Origin of the sequence: Pectobacterium brasiliense (assembly GCF_013449685.1) — a bacterium.
Classification (GTDB): Bacteria; Pseudomonadota; Gammaproteobacteria; order Enterobacterales; family Enterobacteriaceae; genus Pectobacterium; species Pectobacterium brasiliense_A.
The window spans coordinates 91438-105778 of record NZ_JACDSF010000010.1; the positions used below are offsets into that span (position 1 = coordinate 91438).

The window sequence follows — 14341 nt, forward strand, 5'->3', positions numbered from 1 at the left end:
GTTGGTACGATCGGTGAACCGTTAGGCGCAGATTTCGTAGCAGGGGATATAGGCGCTGCCGGGCAGCTTCATGCGCTGTTGTGCGACAAAGCCCTGTAGCAGCGTATCCATGCTTTTCATCATCTGCGGGTCGCCGTGAATTTTGTACGGCCCACGTTGCTCAATCGCCTGAATACCGACTTCCTTCACATTGCCAGCCACAATGCCGGAGAACGCCCGACGCAGCGCGGCAGCCAACTCTTCAGCGGGCTGATTCGGATGCAGGTTGAGGTCGGCCATGTTTTCATGTGTCGGCTCAAAGGGCAGTTGCAGATCGGGTGCGATGCGCAGTGACCAGTTAAAACTGTAGGCATCGCCCGTGTGGCGGCGGCTTTCTTTCACCTGCGGCATCGCTTTCTTCATCTGACGGGCGACTTCTGCGGCATCATTAATGATGATCGAGTAGTAACGACGTGCCTGACGGCCCAGCGTGCTAACAATGAATTCGTCCAGCACGCGGAAATAGTCTGCACTTTCCTCGGGCCCGGTCAGGATAATCGGCAGCACCTGCTCGCTGTTTTCCGGGTTCATCATAATGCCCAGAAGATAGAGGAACTCTTCCGCCGTTCCGACCCCGCCGGGGAAAATGATGATGCCGTGTCCGATACGGACAAAGGCTTCCAGACGCTTTTCGATATCCGGCATGATAATCAGTTCATTGACCAGTGGATTCGGTGGTTCAGCGGCAATGATGGACGGTTCAGTCATGCCGATGAAGCGTCCTTCTTTATAGCGCTGCTGCGCGTGACCGACGGCGGCACCTTTCATTGGCGCTTCCATCGCGCCCGGACCGCAGCCCGTGCAGATATTCAGTTCACGCAGGCCGAGCTGACTGCCTACCTTACGGCCATACTGGTATTCGATCTCATTAATCGAGTGGCCGCCCCAGCAGACCACCATGTTTGGTTCTTCCCCGACGTGGAGCGCTCTGGCATTACGCAGGATAGAGAACACCAGATTGGTGATATGGGCGGAATTTTCCAGATTCAGGTTCTGATAGCGACCTGCGCTGGCGATTTGGCCATTGACGAACAGAATGTCGCGCAATACGGCGAACAGGTTAGCCTGCAAGGCGCGAATGATGTTGCCGTCAACGAAGGCGTCTTCCGGCGGGTTCACCAATTCCAGTTTAACGCCGCGTTCGCGGCGCAGCACGTTGATATCAAAATCTTCATAACGAGACAGCAGCTCTTTGCTGTTATCTGTCTGGCTACCGGAATTCAGTACGGCGAGGGAACAGTTGCGAAACAAACGGTAGAGATCGCTGCTGGCTGTGCTTTTCAGCATGTCCACTTCCAACTGCGATAACAAATCCATCGATCCCAATGGGCTTATATGTGTAATCAATTTTGCTCCTTGAAACGCAATATAATTCGCGATGCCATGCTGGCTGCCGAGAGCACGTTCCGTTGTTACACGCTCGACGTTTCAGCAGCACGGCACGAATGTCATTCATTTAAGGCGCTACGCGCATGCGTTAAATACCGCGAGCCTAAATGAAACCTACTTGAGCACCGTTCAGACGTTATGGATCTTTTGTTGTCTGGCACACCACCTTAACGCGCTGCCATCATTTTTTCCAATGTTGGCGGCAGTCTCTCCCCTAACTTGCGTGACGCTACGCATATTATCGTGCAAGCCTGCGATTCATCGGTCGGTTACTGGCGCGGCAGGCGTCCATTTGGCGCGTTAAACGGTGTGTTGCTGCGCCACGGATTGATGTCCAGCCCGCCGCGGCGGGTATAACGGGCATACACGCTGAGTTTTTCCGGCTGGTAGTAGCGCATGATGTCGTTAAAAATTCGTTCCACACACTGTTCGTGAAATTCGTTATGATGACGAAATGAGACAATGTAGCGCAGCAGCGCTTCACGGTTGATGCGCTTGCCACAGTACTGAATCTGTACTGAGCCCCAGTCGGGCTGATGGGTGATCAAACAGTTGGATTTCAGCAGGTGGCTGACCAGCGTTTCTTCAACAACAGGCGCGTCCTGTTCGTTGGCTGCCAGATAGTCGGCGTTGAAGTCGTAGCTGTCGATCTGAATATCTTGGTCGTCGATGCACTCGCCTGTGAACCCCGCTATCTGCTGGCCTTCAAGCTCGCTGAGTTTGAAAAGCGTGATGCTGACATCCCCTTGTGCGCAATGCGCCAGATCCTTGGCTAACGTTGCGCGTACGCTTTCCCAACTGTCGAATGCCGTCTGATTAAAGCTGTTCAGATACAGCTTAAAACTTTTTGATTCAATCAGATTCAGGCTTTCCGCATTGAGATGCATTTCACCAACGGCCACCTGAGGCACACCGCGATTGTTCAGCCAGGAAAGTTCATAGAGCGTCCAGATATCTGCACCATGAAAAGGCAGGCTGTCAGGATAAATGCCGAGTGGATCGCGGTTCAGGCTACGTGGTACGGGTTGCAGAAGTGCGGCATCATAGCGTTCATGATAGGGAGTGGGTTTGCCCAGTGTCAGCCCGCTCAGGGCTTGATGCTTGTCATAGACGGACATGCTGTTACCTTGATGTGATAAGTGTGATGGCGAATAGTGTAACCTGACTAAAAGAGTGATGAGAAAAATTATGGAGCATGAGGTCGTTTCAGCGCTGACGGCGTTCACCCAGCGCTATGTTGCCTGCTGGCAGCAGGAAAAGGGGCATTTGCCCGCCAGTGAAGCGCTTTACGGTATACCTTCCCCGTGTATTGTCGAAAATCATGACGATACTGTTTACTGGTTGCCACAGCCTTTTGTGCCTTCAGCCGCATTGGATGGTGTTGAGCGTGCGCTGGAAATCAGCCTGCATCCTGATGTCCATGCTTTTTACACCGCGCAGTATGCTGGGGATATGACGGCGCAGTTTGATTCGCTATCGTGCCAGCTGTTGCAGGTATGGAGCGAAGAGGATTTCACTCGGATGCAGGAGAATCTGATTGGTCATTTATTAACGCAGAAGCGCCTTAAGCTCACGCCGACGCTGTTTTTAGCAACGACCGATTCAGAGCTGACAATGGTGTCGCTGTGTAATGTTTCCGGAGAAATCATCCTGGAAGAATTCGGCACTAAAAAACGTCAGACCTTAGCGCCAACGCTAGCGGTGTTTCTTTCTGGTCTTAATCCATTAGCGGTCTAATGGTTAATCGAATTTCACTTTCCGCCTTGTGAGAGATCTCTTACATTATCTGTAAGAAATATCTTATCTTTAATGTTGAAAATAGGTTTCATTTTTATTTTTTCATTACTAATTAGCTAATTATAATAAAAATCCGCAGTGTTACTTAAGGGGTGTTGAGAAACACTGTCAATTACCCCTTGCTGAAAGCTGACAATTAATACATCTTATTACTTAAGTTAGTAACCGGTTACAGTGTGTGTAATCGTTACTATAGGTAACAAAATAACGTTACTGCACTTGGGTTATTTTCAGGAAGAAACATGGTTTCAGGAAGAGGCATTGTTTTAGGAAGAAACGCTGTTTTAAGGATAAACACTGTTTTAGGAAGAAACAGTCGTTTCAGGACGAAGCGTTGTTTTCAGGAAGAAGAACAGTTTTCAGGAAGAAACATGGTTTCAGGATGAAATCAGGGACACCTCCAGGAAGGAGACCGAGAGCCGATTAGGAATATCGGTGGGGCAGGAGCCTAAAGGGATGGAATCACGGAAGATACAGGATGGAAACGTCAGGAAGAAAGTGGGACGCCAGCAAGGATTGTGGGTTAGGACGACCAAAAAGGAAAAGTTTTCACGGATGAGCAGGGATGCACATGTGTAGCGGGATAGCTATAAAACGAACCGGGGGTACTGAGCAATCAGTACCCCCAATTTTTTGCCTCTGACGATCGGATTGAGGGGTTATCATCGATAGCATATAGCCAAAATGCGACGATTGGGTCAGGCTGATATCAGTGCTATGCTTTGCCGCCATTACTGTTCGCGTCAAGGGCGAGAAACCGCATGAGTAGAGAGAACCAGGTTCGTCAGTCATTATTCGATATTGAGCGCGCATTGAGGGAAAGCCCTTTCTGGCAGGTTGTTCCGCCGGAAGAGGAGGCGTTTAACAGCACGGAGCCCTTCAGCCTCGATACCATGAAACCCGAAGAGTGGTTGCAGTGGGTCTTTTTGCCGCGCATGCATGCCTTATTGGACAGCGAGCTAGCACTGCCCGCTGAGCTGGTTTTACTGCCTTATTTTGAAGAAGCGCTGGAAGGGTCGCCAGAAGAGACGGCGGCGGTTCTGTTGCGTATCGGGCTGCTTGATGAGCTGTTCCGCCCGGATGCACAGGATGGCACAGCGCACGATGCTTGAGATTATTTATCAGGATGAGCATCTGGTTGCCGTCAATAAACCCAGTGGCTGGTTAGTCCATCGTAGCTGGCTGGATCGCAAAGAAAAAGTCGTGGTGATGCAGACCGTGCGCGATCAGATCGGCCAGCACGTGTATACCGTTCATCGTCTCGACAGGCCGACATCCGGTGTGTTGCTGCTCGCGCTGTCCAGCGAGGTCGCACGTGCGTTATCCCAGCAGTTTGAATCGCATCAGATGCAGAAAATGTATCATGCCGTTGTGCGGGGCTATGTGCTGGATGATGGTGTGATCGATTATGCGCTCACCGAAGAGCTGGACAAGATCGCCGACAAGTTTACCAATCCTGATAAGGCACCGCAGCCTGCTGTCACGCATTACCGTTCTCTGGCGCAGGTCGAGATGCCGGTTGCCATCGGCCGCTACCCAACGGCACGCTACAGTCTGATGGAGCTGAAACCACAGACCGGACGCAAGCACCAACTCCGCCGACATATGTCACATATCCACCATCCGATTATCGGCGATACCGCGCACGGCGACTTGCGACACAATCGCGGTATGGAATCGCACTTCTCCTGCGGCAGGCTCATGCTGCATGCCAGCGAGTTGCAGCTGAATCATCCGGTGAGTGGGCAGCCATTGACGTTGCAGGCGCGTTGGGATGCGCCGTGGCAGGGGGTGATGACTCAGTTTGGCTGGCAGGGGATTCTCCCTGAGTTTGAAGGGGTTGAGTTTCCTGCCGACTCAGGTCAGGATAGCGAGCATTTCGTCGAGTAATAGCGGTCTTATTACCACCGTCTTATTTTTGTATTACATATATCGAATTAAAAAGGGAGTCAGAAGCATGGCGCAGATTGGTATTTTTGTTGGTACGGTCTACGGGAATGCATTGCTGGTGGCCGAAGAAGCCGAAAATATTCTCAGAGATCGTGGACACGAAGTTAAGGTCTTTGAAGATGCGACGCTGGAATCCTGGCTGGACTACCGCGAGCAGACGGTTTTAGTTGTCACGTCGACGACGGGACAAGGCCAGTTGCCTGATTCTATTGTTCCGCTTTACGCCGCACTGCGTGAAAAAGGCGGTTACCAGCCCGCGCTGCGCTATGGCGTGATTGCGCTGGGTGACAGCAGTTACCCGAACTTCTGCGCGGGTGGCCATCTTTTCGATGCGCTGTTGCAGGAAATCGGTGCTAAGCGCCTGGGTGATGTTTTGGAAATTGATGCTGTCGAGCATCCAGAACCAGAAGTGATGTCATGCCCGTGGGTTGAAGCATGGGCGGATTTAGTTGATGCGCAATGATGCCGTGCTGAAATGACAAACGGGAGCCTGATGTGCTCCCGTTTTCGTTGCGGTCTGTTGAGATAATCGCGCTTAGCGATTCTTGGTCAGCTTCTCTAAATCCGCTTCGATTTCGGTAATTTTGTTGGAAACGACGCTTTCCAGATGACGCAGATCGTCAAGGATTTTGCGTTTCAGATCGACTTCAACCTGTTCCTGCTGGCAGATCTTGTCTAATTCATCAATCACATAGCGCAGATTCGGGCTGATCTCGTTGATCTCTTTGTAGCCCTGTCCAGAGTTATCTGCCACAACGGTCTTGCGCTGGCGCGGATACTTGAACTTCACGCTTTTAGCGAAAAACTCGCCCTTATCTTTACGGAAATAGATCTTCAGGATGTCGTTGTTCGCTTCCTGACGCAGGCTATAGCGATCGATATCATCGGGATTGGTAATGCCCAGGCTTTTTAGATTGTCATACATAGCGTCACCTTCTCGGTTTTTAGATAGTCCTGATTATCGTTCGTACATAAAAAAACGGCGGGTGATTAACCCGCCGCTTCTAGTTTAGTCGATGGTGCGTAATAACTCATTGATACCCACTTTGCCGCGGGTTTTTGCATCCACTTTCTTCACAATAACAGCACAGTACAGGCTGTAGCTGCCATCTTTGGACGGCAGGTTGCCGGAAACCACAACGGAGCCAGCCGGTACGCGGCCATAGTGGATTTCGCCAGTTTCACGATCGTAAATACGGGTGCTTTGGCCGATGAACACGCCCATGGAGATGACGGAACCTTCTTCTACGATCACGCCTTCTACCACTTCAGAACGCGCGCCGATGAAGCAGTTGTCTTCGATGATAGTCGGGTTAGCCTGCAGCGGCTCCAGAACGCCGCCGATGCCGACGCCGCCGGACAGGTGAACGTTTTTACCGATCTGAGCACAAGAACCGACGGTTGCCCACGTATCCACCATGGTGCCTTCATCAACGTAAGCACCGATGTTGACGTAAGACGGCATCAGTACGGTATTACGTGCAATAAACGCACCTTGACGCACGCTGGCGGGAGGCACTACGCGGAACCCTTCACGCTGGAAACGGGCTTCATCATAGTTTGCAAATTTCATCGGCACTTTGTCGTAATAACGAGTTTCCGCGCCTTCCATTACTTGGTTATCGTTAATGCGGAAAGAGAGCAGCACGGCTTTCTTCAGCCACTGATGGGTAACCCACTGGCCGTCGATTTTCTCTGCAACGCGCAGGGCGCCGCTATCCAGCAGACTGATAGCCTGATTGACGGCTTCACGCGTGACGGTGTCTGCGTTTGCCGGAGTGATTTCAGCGCGACGCTCGAAAGCCGTCTCAATGATGTTCTGTAATTGTTGGTGCATCCTGATTTCTCTTTCCTGATTGTAAAAATTAACTCAATGGTACTTTATCGTTTGGGTTAAGGGCTTCTGTCAACCGTTCTTGCAATTTAAGGCGTAAATCCGGCTTTAATGCCCGCCTGTCGCTGTCGGCCAGAATGAAAAGATCCTCTACCCGCTCGCCGATCGTGGAAATGCGTGCGCCGTGCAGCGACAGGTTGAGATCGGCAAAAATTTCACCGATACGTGCCAGCAGCCCTGGTTGGTCAAGCGCGCTGAGCTCCATGTAGCTGCGTCTGTCCGTATGTGTCGGCAGAAAGTTGACTTCGGTTGGCACGCTGAAATGACGCAACTTGGGAGATGGTCGGCGCACGCGCGGGTGTTGATAGTGCCGATGTGTCAGCGCCTGTTCCAGCGCGTGGCGTATCATTTCATGCCGATCCTGCGCCAGCGGGCTGCCGTCCGGTTCCAGCACAATGAACGTATCCATCGCCATGCCGTCGCGGCTGGTAAAAATCTGCGCATCGTGCACGCTGAGGTTGCGTCTATCCAGTTCACCGGCGACCGCCGCGAAAAGATAAGGCCTGTCCGGGCTCCAGATAAAGATCTCTGTACCGCCACGGCTGGCCTGATGGCTGATCAGCACCAGCGGTTTGTTGACATCATGCTCCAGCAAGTGGCGCGCGTGCCAGGCAAGCTGATTTGGCGAATGGCGCAGGAAATAATCGGCCCGGCAGCGGCTCCAGATGTGGTGCAGCGCTTCTTCATCAATATTGTCCATACGCAGCAGCGCCAGTGCCTGCAAGCGGTGATGCCGGACGCGTTCGCGTAAATCTGGCGTATTTTGCATGCCGCGGCGCAGCTGTTTCTCCGTCGCGAAGTAGAGTTCACGCAACAGGCTCTGTTTCCAGCTATTCCACAGCGTTTCATTGGTGGCGCAGATATCGGCAACTGTCAGGCTAACCAGATAGCGCAGACGAGTTTCGCTCTGCACTTCCGTAGCAAATTGCTGAATGACGGTGGGATCCTGAATGTCACGACGCTGTGCGGTGACGGACATCAGCAGGTGGCAGCGCACCAGCCAGGAAACCAACTGAGCTTCACGCGAATTCAGCCCGTGCAGCGCGGCAAACTCCAGCACATCCTGCGCGCCCAGTTCCGAGTGATCGCCCCCGCGGCCTTTTGCGATATCGTGGAACAGCGCGGCCAGCAGCAATAATTCGGGCTGCGGCAGGCGAGGGTAGAGCTCGACGCACAGCGGGTGCTGTGGTCGCGTATCCTCGTCGGCGAAGCTCTCCAGCTTGAGCAGAACGCGGATCGTGTGCTCATCCACCGTATAGGCGTGAAACAGATCGAACTGCATCTGACCGACGATGTTCCCCCACAGCGGCATATATGCCCACAGTACGCTGTGGCGATGCATTGGCAGCAGCGCACGGCTTACTGCATGCGGATGGCGCAGAATATTCATGAACAGCTGGCGCGCTTCTGGGATGGTGCAAAGCGGGCTGGCGAGATGGCGACGAGCATGACGCAACTGGCGCAGCGTGGTGGAATAAATACCGCTGATGTCACGGTTGCGTACCATCAGGTAGAACATGCGCATGATGGCTTCCGGCTTTTTGATAAACAGGTTTTCATCGCGCAGGTCCAGCAGATTGCCGCGTAGCTGAAATTCATCGTCAATCGGGCGGGGCTTTTCACTCGCGTCCAGCGCCAGAATCGCTTCGTCAAAGAGCTGCAACAGCATCTGGTTCAACTCGCTGACGCGACGCGTCATACGGTAGAAATCCTTCATCATGCGCTCGACTGGCGTGTTGCCTTCGCCCTGATATTGCAGCAGCTGTGCGACGTTCAACTGCCTGTCGAACAGCAGACGGTTGTCGTAACGCGGCAGGATCAGATGCAGGGCGAAGCGGATGCGCCACAAAAAGCTTTGGCACTCGTTCAGCTCTTTACGTTCCGCCTCGGTTAGAAAGCCGAAACCGACCATTTCATTGAGCGACGTCGCGCCGAAGTGGCGTCTCGCGACCCACAGCAGCGTGTGAATGTCGCGTAGCCCGCCCGGGCTGCTCTTGATGTCGGGCTCCAGATTGTAGCTGGTGCTGTGGTAGCGCTGATGGCGCTCTTGTTGTTCGGCGATTTTTGCCGGGAAAAACGTGTCTGACGGCCAAAATTCATCACTGAATACGTTTTTTTGCAGCGAGAGAAAGAGGGCGACGTCGCCGCATATCATGCGGGATTCGATCAGGTTGGTGGCAACGGAAATATCTGCGCGACCTTCCTGTAAGCACTCTTCCAGCGTTCTGACGCTATGGCCGACTTCCAGCTTCAAATCCCACAGTAGGGTGATGAATTGGCCGACGCGCTGGGAATGTTCTTCACTCAGCGCGGTCTGGCTCAATACCAGCACGTCGATATCGGAAAGCGGGTGTAGCTCACCGCGGCCATATCCGCCTACGGCGACCAGCGACGTTTGCGCGATATTTTCAAAGCCGTAGAAATACCATAGCCGCTGCAACAGGCGATCGATGAACAAGGTTCTGGCATCAATCAGCTTTTCTGCGCTGACGCCGGAGCGGAATTCTGAACCGAGCCAAAGCTGAAACAGTTCCAACTGTTGTTTTAACGTCTGACAATCTAGCATGTCATCCGCGTAGGTCAGCGGTGAAGCGGGCAGTTGCGCGGGTGCAATGGGGTCTATAGGGCTGTTTGATGAGGCAGCGTCAGGTGGTGTACTGTCTGGCGAAAAGCGGTTATCTGTCATAGCGCAGCCCATAAAAAAAGCCGGCATCTGCCGGCTTAGTGTTTACTGTTCATGCGTGATGATGTTGGGGATGGTGTCATCCTTTCGCAACGTCATTATTTCGCAGCCGTTATCGGTTACCACAATAGTATGCTCGTACTGTGCCGACAAGCTGCGATCTTTGGTTTTTACCGTCCAGCCGTCTTTCATCGTACGAATACGGTAATCACCGGCATTGAGCATAGGCTCGATCGTGAATGCCATACCCGCTTGCAGCACGACGCCACCGTCGTCTGCATCGTAGTGCAGCACCTGTGGCTCTTCGTGGAAGCCCTTACCGATGCCGTGACCGCAATACTCACGCACTACGGAGAAATTATTCCCTTCCGCAAACTGCTGGATCGCTTTGCCCAGCGTGCGCAGGCGAATGCCCGGCTTAACCATTTTCAGTGCCAGATAGAGGCTTTCCTGCGTGATGCGGCAGAGGCGCTCACCCAGAATGGTGGGTTTGCCGACGATAAACATTTTTGACGTATCGCCGTGGAAATCGTCTTTGATTACGGTAACGTCGATGTTGACGATATCACCGTCTTTCAAAATGCGTTCTTCGCTAGGAATGCCGTGGCACACCACTTCATTGATGGAGATGCAGACGGATTTCGGGAAGCCGTGGTAGCCCAGACAAGCAGAAATGGCCTGCTGCTTGTTGGTGATGTGATCGTGACAGATTCTGTCTAATTCGGCAGTGCTCACGCCGGGTACCACGTGGGGTTCGATGATTTCCAGGACTTCGGCAGCCAGACGGCCAGCTACGCGCATTTTTTCGATGTCTTCAGGAGTTTTAATTGAAATTGCCATTGATGATTGTCCGCAGGTGCCTGTTAAGCACAAAAATTAAGAGCGATAACTAATAACTTATGTTACCAGCCATGCCGCTGGCTTGCCAAACTATCATTCTGATTTGTGGACGATTGAATAACAAATGTTGGTGTCGCTGGGGGATTTATGGTATAAAGCGCGCCGATGATCCGGCTGGATATCGGTTATACGGTATTCAACCACATCGACTAAACTCACTTTGTGTAAATAACACACACATGTCGGCACGTTCGCCGGGGTGCTCCTGAGGTGTTTCACCGGATGGGGTCGGCGCAATGGGACATGTGGAGGCATAACCCCATACTTAATTAATAGAGGTAATCATGGCAACTGTTTCCATGCGCGATATGCTCAAGGCTGGCGTACACTTTGGTCACCAGACCCGTTACTGGAACCCGAAAATGAAGCCATTCATCTTCGGTGCACGTAACAAAGTTCACATCATCAACCTTGAAAAAACGGTACCAATGTTCAACGACGCTCTGGCTGAGCTGAGCAAAATTGCTTCTCGCAAGGGCAAAATTCTGTTCGTTGGTACTAAGCGCGCAGCAAGCGAAGCGGTAAAAGATGCAGCCAACAACTGCGATCAGTTCTTCGTGAACCATCGTTGGTTGGGCGGTATGCTGACTAACTGGAAAACCGTTCGTCAGTCCATCAAACGTTTGAAAGATCTGGAAACCCAATCTCAAGACGGCACGTTCGACAAGCTGACCAAAAAAGAGGCGCTGATGCGCACTCGTGAACTGGACAAGCTGGAAAACAGCCTGGGCGGTATCAAAGATATGGGCGGTCTGCCAGACGCGCTGTTCGTTATCGACGCCGATCACGAGCACATCGCAATCAAAGAAGCTAACAACCTGGGTATTCCGGTATTCGCAGTGGTTGATACCAACTCCGATCCAGATGGCGTTGACTACATCATCCCTGGTAACGATGACGCAATCCGTGCAGTTAGCCTGTACCTGAGCGCTGTTGCTACTGCTGTCCGCGAAGGCCGTTCTCAAGATCTGGCTGTGCAGGCAGAAGAAGGCTTAGTAGAAGCTGAATAATAAGTCTGGCTCGTTGAGCCCTTATTAACCAGGTAGTACTAGTTTGGTTAGGGGCCTTTTTATGGCCCCTTTTTCACTTTTAAAGCTGTTTGGTCGTGACGACCAGGCAGAACAAATCTTCCGAGGATTTTAGAATGGCTGAAATTACCGCATCCCTGGTAAAAGAGCTGCGTGAGCGTACCGCTGCGGGCATGATGGAATGTAAGAAAGCGCTGGTTGAAGCTAATGGCGACATCGAGCTGGCAATCGAAAACATGCGTAAATCTGGCGCAATTAAAGCAGCTAAGAAAGCAGGTAACGTTGCTGCTGATGGCGTGATCAAGACTAAGATCGACGGTAACTACGCTGTGATCCTGGAAGTTAACTGCCAGACTGACTTCGTTGCTAAAGACGGTGGTTTCCAGGCATTTGCTGACAAAGTGCTGGATGCTGCGGTTGCAGGCAAAATCACTGACGTTGACGTGTTGAAAGCACAGTTCGAAGAAGAGCGTGTTGCACTGGTTGCGAAAATTGGTGAGAACATCAACATTCGTCGCGTTTCCGCTCTGGAAGGCGAAGTTCTGGGTAACTACCAGCACGGTGCGCGCATCGGTGTTCTGGTTGCCGCTAAAGGCGCTGACGAAGAGCTGGTTAAACACCTGGCTATGCACGTTGCAGCAAGCAAACCAGAATTCGTTAAGCCAGAAGACGTGTCTGCTGAAGTGGTAGAGAAAGAGTACCAGGTTCAGTTAGAAATCGCGATGCAGTCTGGCAAGCCGAAAGAAATCGCAGAGAAAATGGTTGAAGGCCGTATGAAGAAATTCACCGGCGAAGTTTCTCTGACGGGTCAGCCTTTCGTTATGGATCCAGCTAAATCTGTTGGTCAACTGCTGAAAGAGCACAACGCTGACGTGACTAACTTCATCCGTTTCGAAGTGGGTGAAGGTATTGAAAAAGTTGAGACTGACTTTGCTGCTGAAGTTGCAGCAATGAGTAAGCAGTCTTAATAGCAAAAAAAGAGCCGCCAGTTGGCGGTTCCTTTTTATCCAGCCCAAAGAGTTTTAGTTCGCTTGGTTTCCTGCATTCAGATAGGAGTCGAGTAGAACAGTTTTGATTTTTACAGTATTGATTTATAAAACCCCCCAATACCACGACAGCCTGTAGGATAAGAACACCATGGCAACCAATGCAAAACCCGTCTATCAACGAATCCTGCTGAAGCTCAGTGGCGAAGCTTTACAGGGAACTGAAGGTTTTGGTATCGATGCGAGCATTCTGGATCGCATGGCTCAGGAAGTGAAAGAACTGGTTGAGTTAGGCATTCAGGTCGGTGTGGTTATCGGTGGTGGTAACCTGTTTCGTGGCGCAGGTCTGGCTAAAGCGGGTATGAACCGCGTTGTGGGCGACCACATGGGAATGCTGGCGACCGTCATGAATGGTCTGGCAATGCGTGATGCGTTGCACCGTGCCTATGTGAACGCTCGCCTGATGTCTGCTATTCCGCTGAATGGCGTCTGTGACAACTACAGCTGGGCAGAGGCGATTAGCCTGCTGCGTAATAACCGCGTAGTGATCTTCTCCGCCGGAACAGGCAACCCTTTCTTCACCACGGATTCTGCGGCTTGTCTGCGTGGCATTGAGATTGAAGCGGATGTCGTATTGAAAGCGACAAAAGTCGATGGCGTCTATTCTGCCGATCCGGTACAAGATCCTTCAGCGACGATGTACGAAACGCTAACCTATCAAGACGTGTTAGAACGTGAGCTGAAAGTCATGGATCTTGCCGCGTTCACGCTGGCACGCGACCATAATTTACCGATCCGCGTTTTCAACATGAACAAGCCTGGCGCACTGCGTCGCGTTGTCATGGGTGAAAAAGAAGGGACGTTGATTAGTCAGTAACTCAAATTATGGGGTAATATATCCCCAGTATTGCGCCCATGCCAGCCGCGCGCTGGCATTAATTATTCACCGGGTCATGTACTGACATGGCCTGCCAGGCAACCAGTTTTCAAGGGTTCACAACGTGACTAATGAAATCAGAAAAGATGCTGAAACGCGCATGGACAAATGTGTTGAAGCGTTTAAAAACCAGATCAACAGAATCCGTACTGGCCGTGCATCGCCTAGTATTCTTGATGGCATCCAGGTTGAATACTATGGCAGCGCAACGCCATTGCGCCAACTCGCTAACGTCGTGGTAGAAGACTCCCGCACGCTGGCGATTTCGGTATTCGATCGTTCGCTTGGCCCAGCGGTTGAGAAAGCGATCATGGCCTCCGACCTCGGCCTGAACCCGTCTTCTGCTGGCACCGTAATTCGTGTTCCATTGCCACCTCTGACGGAAGAACGTCGTAAAGATCTGATCAAAGTCGTCCGTGGCGAAGCAGAACAGGGGCGTATCTCTGTACGCAACGTGCGCCGTGATGCTAACGACAAGTTTAAAGCACTGTTGAAAGACAAAGCGATCAGTGAAGATGAAGAACGTCGTGCTCAGGACGATGTGCAGAAATTGACCGACAACTTCATTAAGAAAGTGGACGTCGCATTGGCAGAAAAAGAAGCGGAGCTGATGGAGTTCTAATCAGCCTGTTAAATATTGCGCCGCAGGATGTTTTTTCCGGCGGCGCTTTATTTTTATATAATGCGTATTATGTAATCAATGGGTGAAGGCTAGCCCCTCTGGGTAGTAAACAATTT

At 51.8% G+C, this 14341-nt stretch carries 14 protein-coding genes; 8 read left to right on the forward strand and 6 right to left on the reverse strand.

The genetic code is table 11. The annotated features are described in order from the left end of the window. Positions 1-21: 21 nt before the first annotated feature. Positions 22-1386, reverse strand: a complete 1365-nt coding sequence (gene ppnN, locus H0248_RS04655; RefSeq protein WP_014914436.1) for a nucleotide 5'-monophosphate nucleosidase PpnN — start codon at positions 1384-1386, stop codon at positions 22-24. A 311-nt stretch (positions 1387-1697) separates the two neighbouring features. Then, entirely contained in the window at positions 1698-2546 is an 849-nt protein-coding gene (queF, locus tag H0248_RS04660; RefSeq protein ID WP_180784943.1) for an NADPH-dependent 7-cyano-7-deazaguanine reductase QueF, read from the reverse strand. Positions 2547-2616: 70 nt separating this feature from the next. Between queF and syd the strand changes: the two genes are divergently transcribed. The 4 genes from syd (at position 2617) to H0248_RS04680 (ending at position 5638) form a co-directional block, all read left to right on the forward strand. Further along, complete coding sequence (gene syd, locus H0248_RS04665) at positions 2617-3165, forward strand: SecY-interacting protein (RefSeq protein ID WP_039467062.1); 549 nt, start codon at positions 2617-2619, stop codon at positions 3163-3165. An 821-nt stretch (positions 3166-3986) separates the two neighbouring features. Next, positions 3987-4337, forward strand: coding sequence for a YqcC family protein (locus H0248_RS04670; protein ID WP_039467057.1), 351 nt, complete (start codon positions 3987-3989; stop codon positions 4335-4337). Further along, entirely contained in the window at positions 4330-5115 is a 786-nt protein-coding gene (gene truC, locus H0248_RS04675; RefSeq protein ID WP_010284807.1) for a tRNA pseudouridine(65) synthase TruC, read from the forward strand. Before H0248_RS04670 ends, truC begins: the two co-directional genes overlap by 8 nt. Positions 5116-5182: 67 nt before the next feature. Next, positions 5183-5638, forward strand: coding sequence for a flavodoxin (locus H0248_RS04680; RefSeq protein WP_039284042.1), 456 nt, complete (start codon positions 5183-5185; stop codon positions 5636-5638). 72 nt (positions 5639-5710) lie between these two features. On the opposite strand, the gene H0248_RS04685 is transcribed toward H0248_RS04680, so the two are convergent. From H0248_RS04685 to map, 4 genes are all read right to left on the reverse strand, one after another. Beyond that, a complete protein-coding gene (locus H0248_RS04685) occupies positions 5711-6100 on the reverse strand; it encodes a DUF3461 family protein (protein ID WP_010296391.1) in 390 nt (129 codons plus the stop codon). 84 nt (positions 6101-6184) lie between these two features. Then, positions 6185-7012 (reverse strand): 2,3,4,5-tetrahydropyridine-2,6-dicarboxylate N-succinyltransferase, encoded by an 828-nt coding sequence (gene dapD, locus H0248_RS04690; RefSeq protein WP_039276072.1) that lies wholly within the window; start codon positions 7010-7012, stop codon positions 6185-6187. A gap of 28 nt (positions 7013-7040) precedes the next feature. Continuing rightward, positions 7041-9755, reverse strand: coding sequence for a bifunctional uridylyltransferase/uridylyl-removing protein GlnD (gene glnD, locus H0248_RS04695; RefSeq protein WP_039502955.1), 2715 nt, complete (start codon positions 9753-9755; stop codon positions 7041-7043). A 42-nt stretch (positions 9756-9797) separates the two neighbouring features. Continuing rightward, a complete protein-coding gene (gene map / locus H0248_RS04700; protein ID WP_014914446.1) occupies positions 9798-10592 on the reverse strand; it encodes a type I methionyl aminopeptidase in 795 nt (264 codons plus the stop codon). Positions 10593-10936: 344 nt separating this feature from the next. Between map and rpsB the strand changes: the two genes are divergently transcribed. The 4 genes from rpsB (at position 10937) to frr (ending at position 14225) form a co-directional block, all read left to right on the forward strand. Then, the gene (rpsB, locus tag H0248_RS04705; protein WP_010284816.1) at positions 10937-11662 is read left to right on the forward strand and encodes a 30S ribosomal protein S2; all 726 of its coding nucleotides are present in this window, start codon (positions 10937-10939) and stop codon (positions 11660-11662) included. 134 nt (positions 11663-11796) lie between these two features. Beyond that, positions 11797-12648, forward strand: a complete 852-nt coding sequence (tsf, locus tag H0248_RS04710; protein WP_010296401.1) for a translation elongation factor Ts — start codon at positions 11797-11799, stop codon at positions 12646-12648. 169 nt (positions 12649-12817) lie between these two features. Beyond that, a complete protein-coding gene (gene pyrH / locus H0248_RS04715) occupies positions 12818-13543 on the forward strand; it encodes a UMP kinase (RefSeq protein WP_005975910.1) in 726 nt (241 codons plus the stop codon). 124 nt (positions 13544-13667) lie between these two features. After that, entirely contained in the window at positions 13668-14225 is a 558-nt protein-coding gene (gene frr, locus H0248_RS04720) for a ribosome recycling factor (RefSeq protein WP_005975911.1), read from the forward strand. The last annotated feature ends 116 nt before the right edge of the window (positions 14226-14341 follow it).

Excerpts from the sequence above, each read along its gene's own strand:
- map (WP_014914446.1), bottom strand. The coding sequence starts at position 10,592 with ATGGCAATTTCAATTAAAACTCCTGAAGACATCGAAAAAATGCGCGTA.
- dapD (WP_039276072.1), bottom strand. The coding sequence starts at position 7,012 with ATGCACCAACAATTACAGAACATCATTGAGACGGCTTTCGAGCGTCGC.
- glnD (WP_039502955.1), bottom strand. The coding sequence starts at position 9,755 with ATGACAGATAACCGCTTTTCGCCAGACAGTACACCACCTGACGCTGCC.
- tsf (WP_010296401.1), top strand. The coding sequence starts at position 11,797 with ATGGCTGAAATTACCGCATCCCTGGTAAAAGAGCTGCGTGAGCGTACC.
- rpsB (WP_010284816.1), top strand. The coding sequence starts at position 10,937 with ATGGCAACTGTTTCCATGCGCGATATGCTCAAGGCTGGCGTACACTTT.
- H0248_RS04670 (WP_039467057.1), top strand. The coding sequence starts at position 3,987 with ATGAGTAGAGAGAACCAGGTTCGTCAGTCATTATTCGATATTGAGCGC.
- pyrH (WP_005975910.1), top strand. The coding sequence starts at position 12,818 with ATGGCAACCAATGCAAAACCCGTCTATCAACGAATCCTGCTGAAGCTC.
- truC (WP_010284807.1), top strand. The coding sequence starts at position 4,330 with ATGCTTGAGATTATTTATCAGGATGAGCATCTGGTTGCCGTCAATAAA.
- syd (WP_039467062.1), top strand. The coding sequence starts at position 2,617 with ATGGAGCATGAGGTCGTTTCAGCGCTGACGGCGTTCACCCAGCGCTAT.
- H0248_RS04680 (WP_039284042.1), top strand. The coding sequence starts at position 5,183 with ATGGCGCAGATTGGTATTTTTGTTGGTACGGTCTACGGGAATGCATTG.
- queF (WP_180784943.1), bottom strand. The coding sequence starts at position 2,546 with ATGTCCGTCTATGACAAGCATCAAGCCCTGAGCGGGCTGACACTGGGC.
- H0248_RS04685 (WP_010296391.1), bottom strand. The coding sequence starts at position 6,100 with ATGTATGACAATCTAAAAAGCCTGGGCATTACCAATCCCGATGATATC.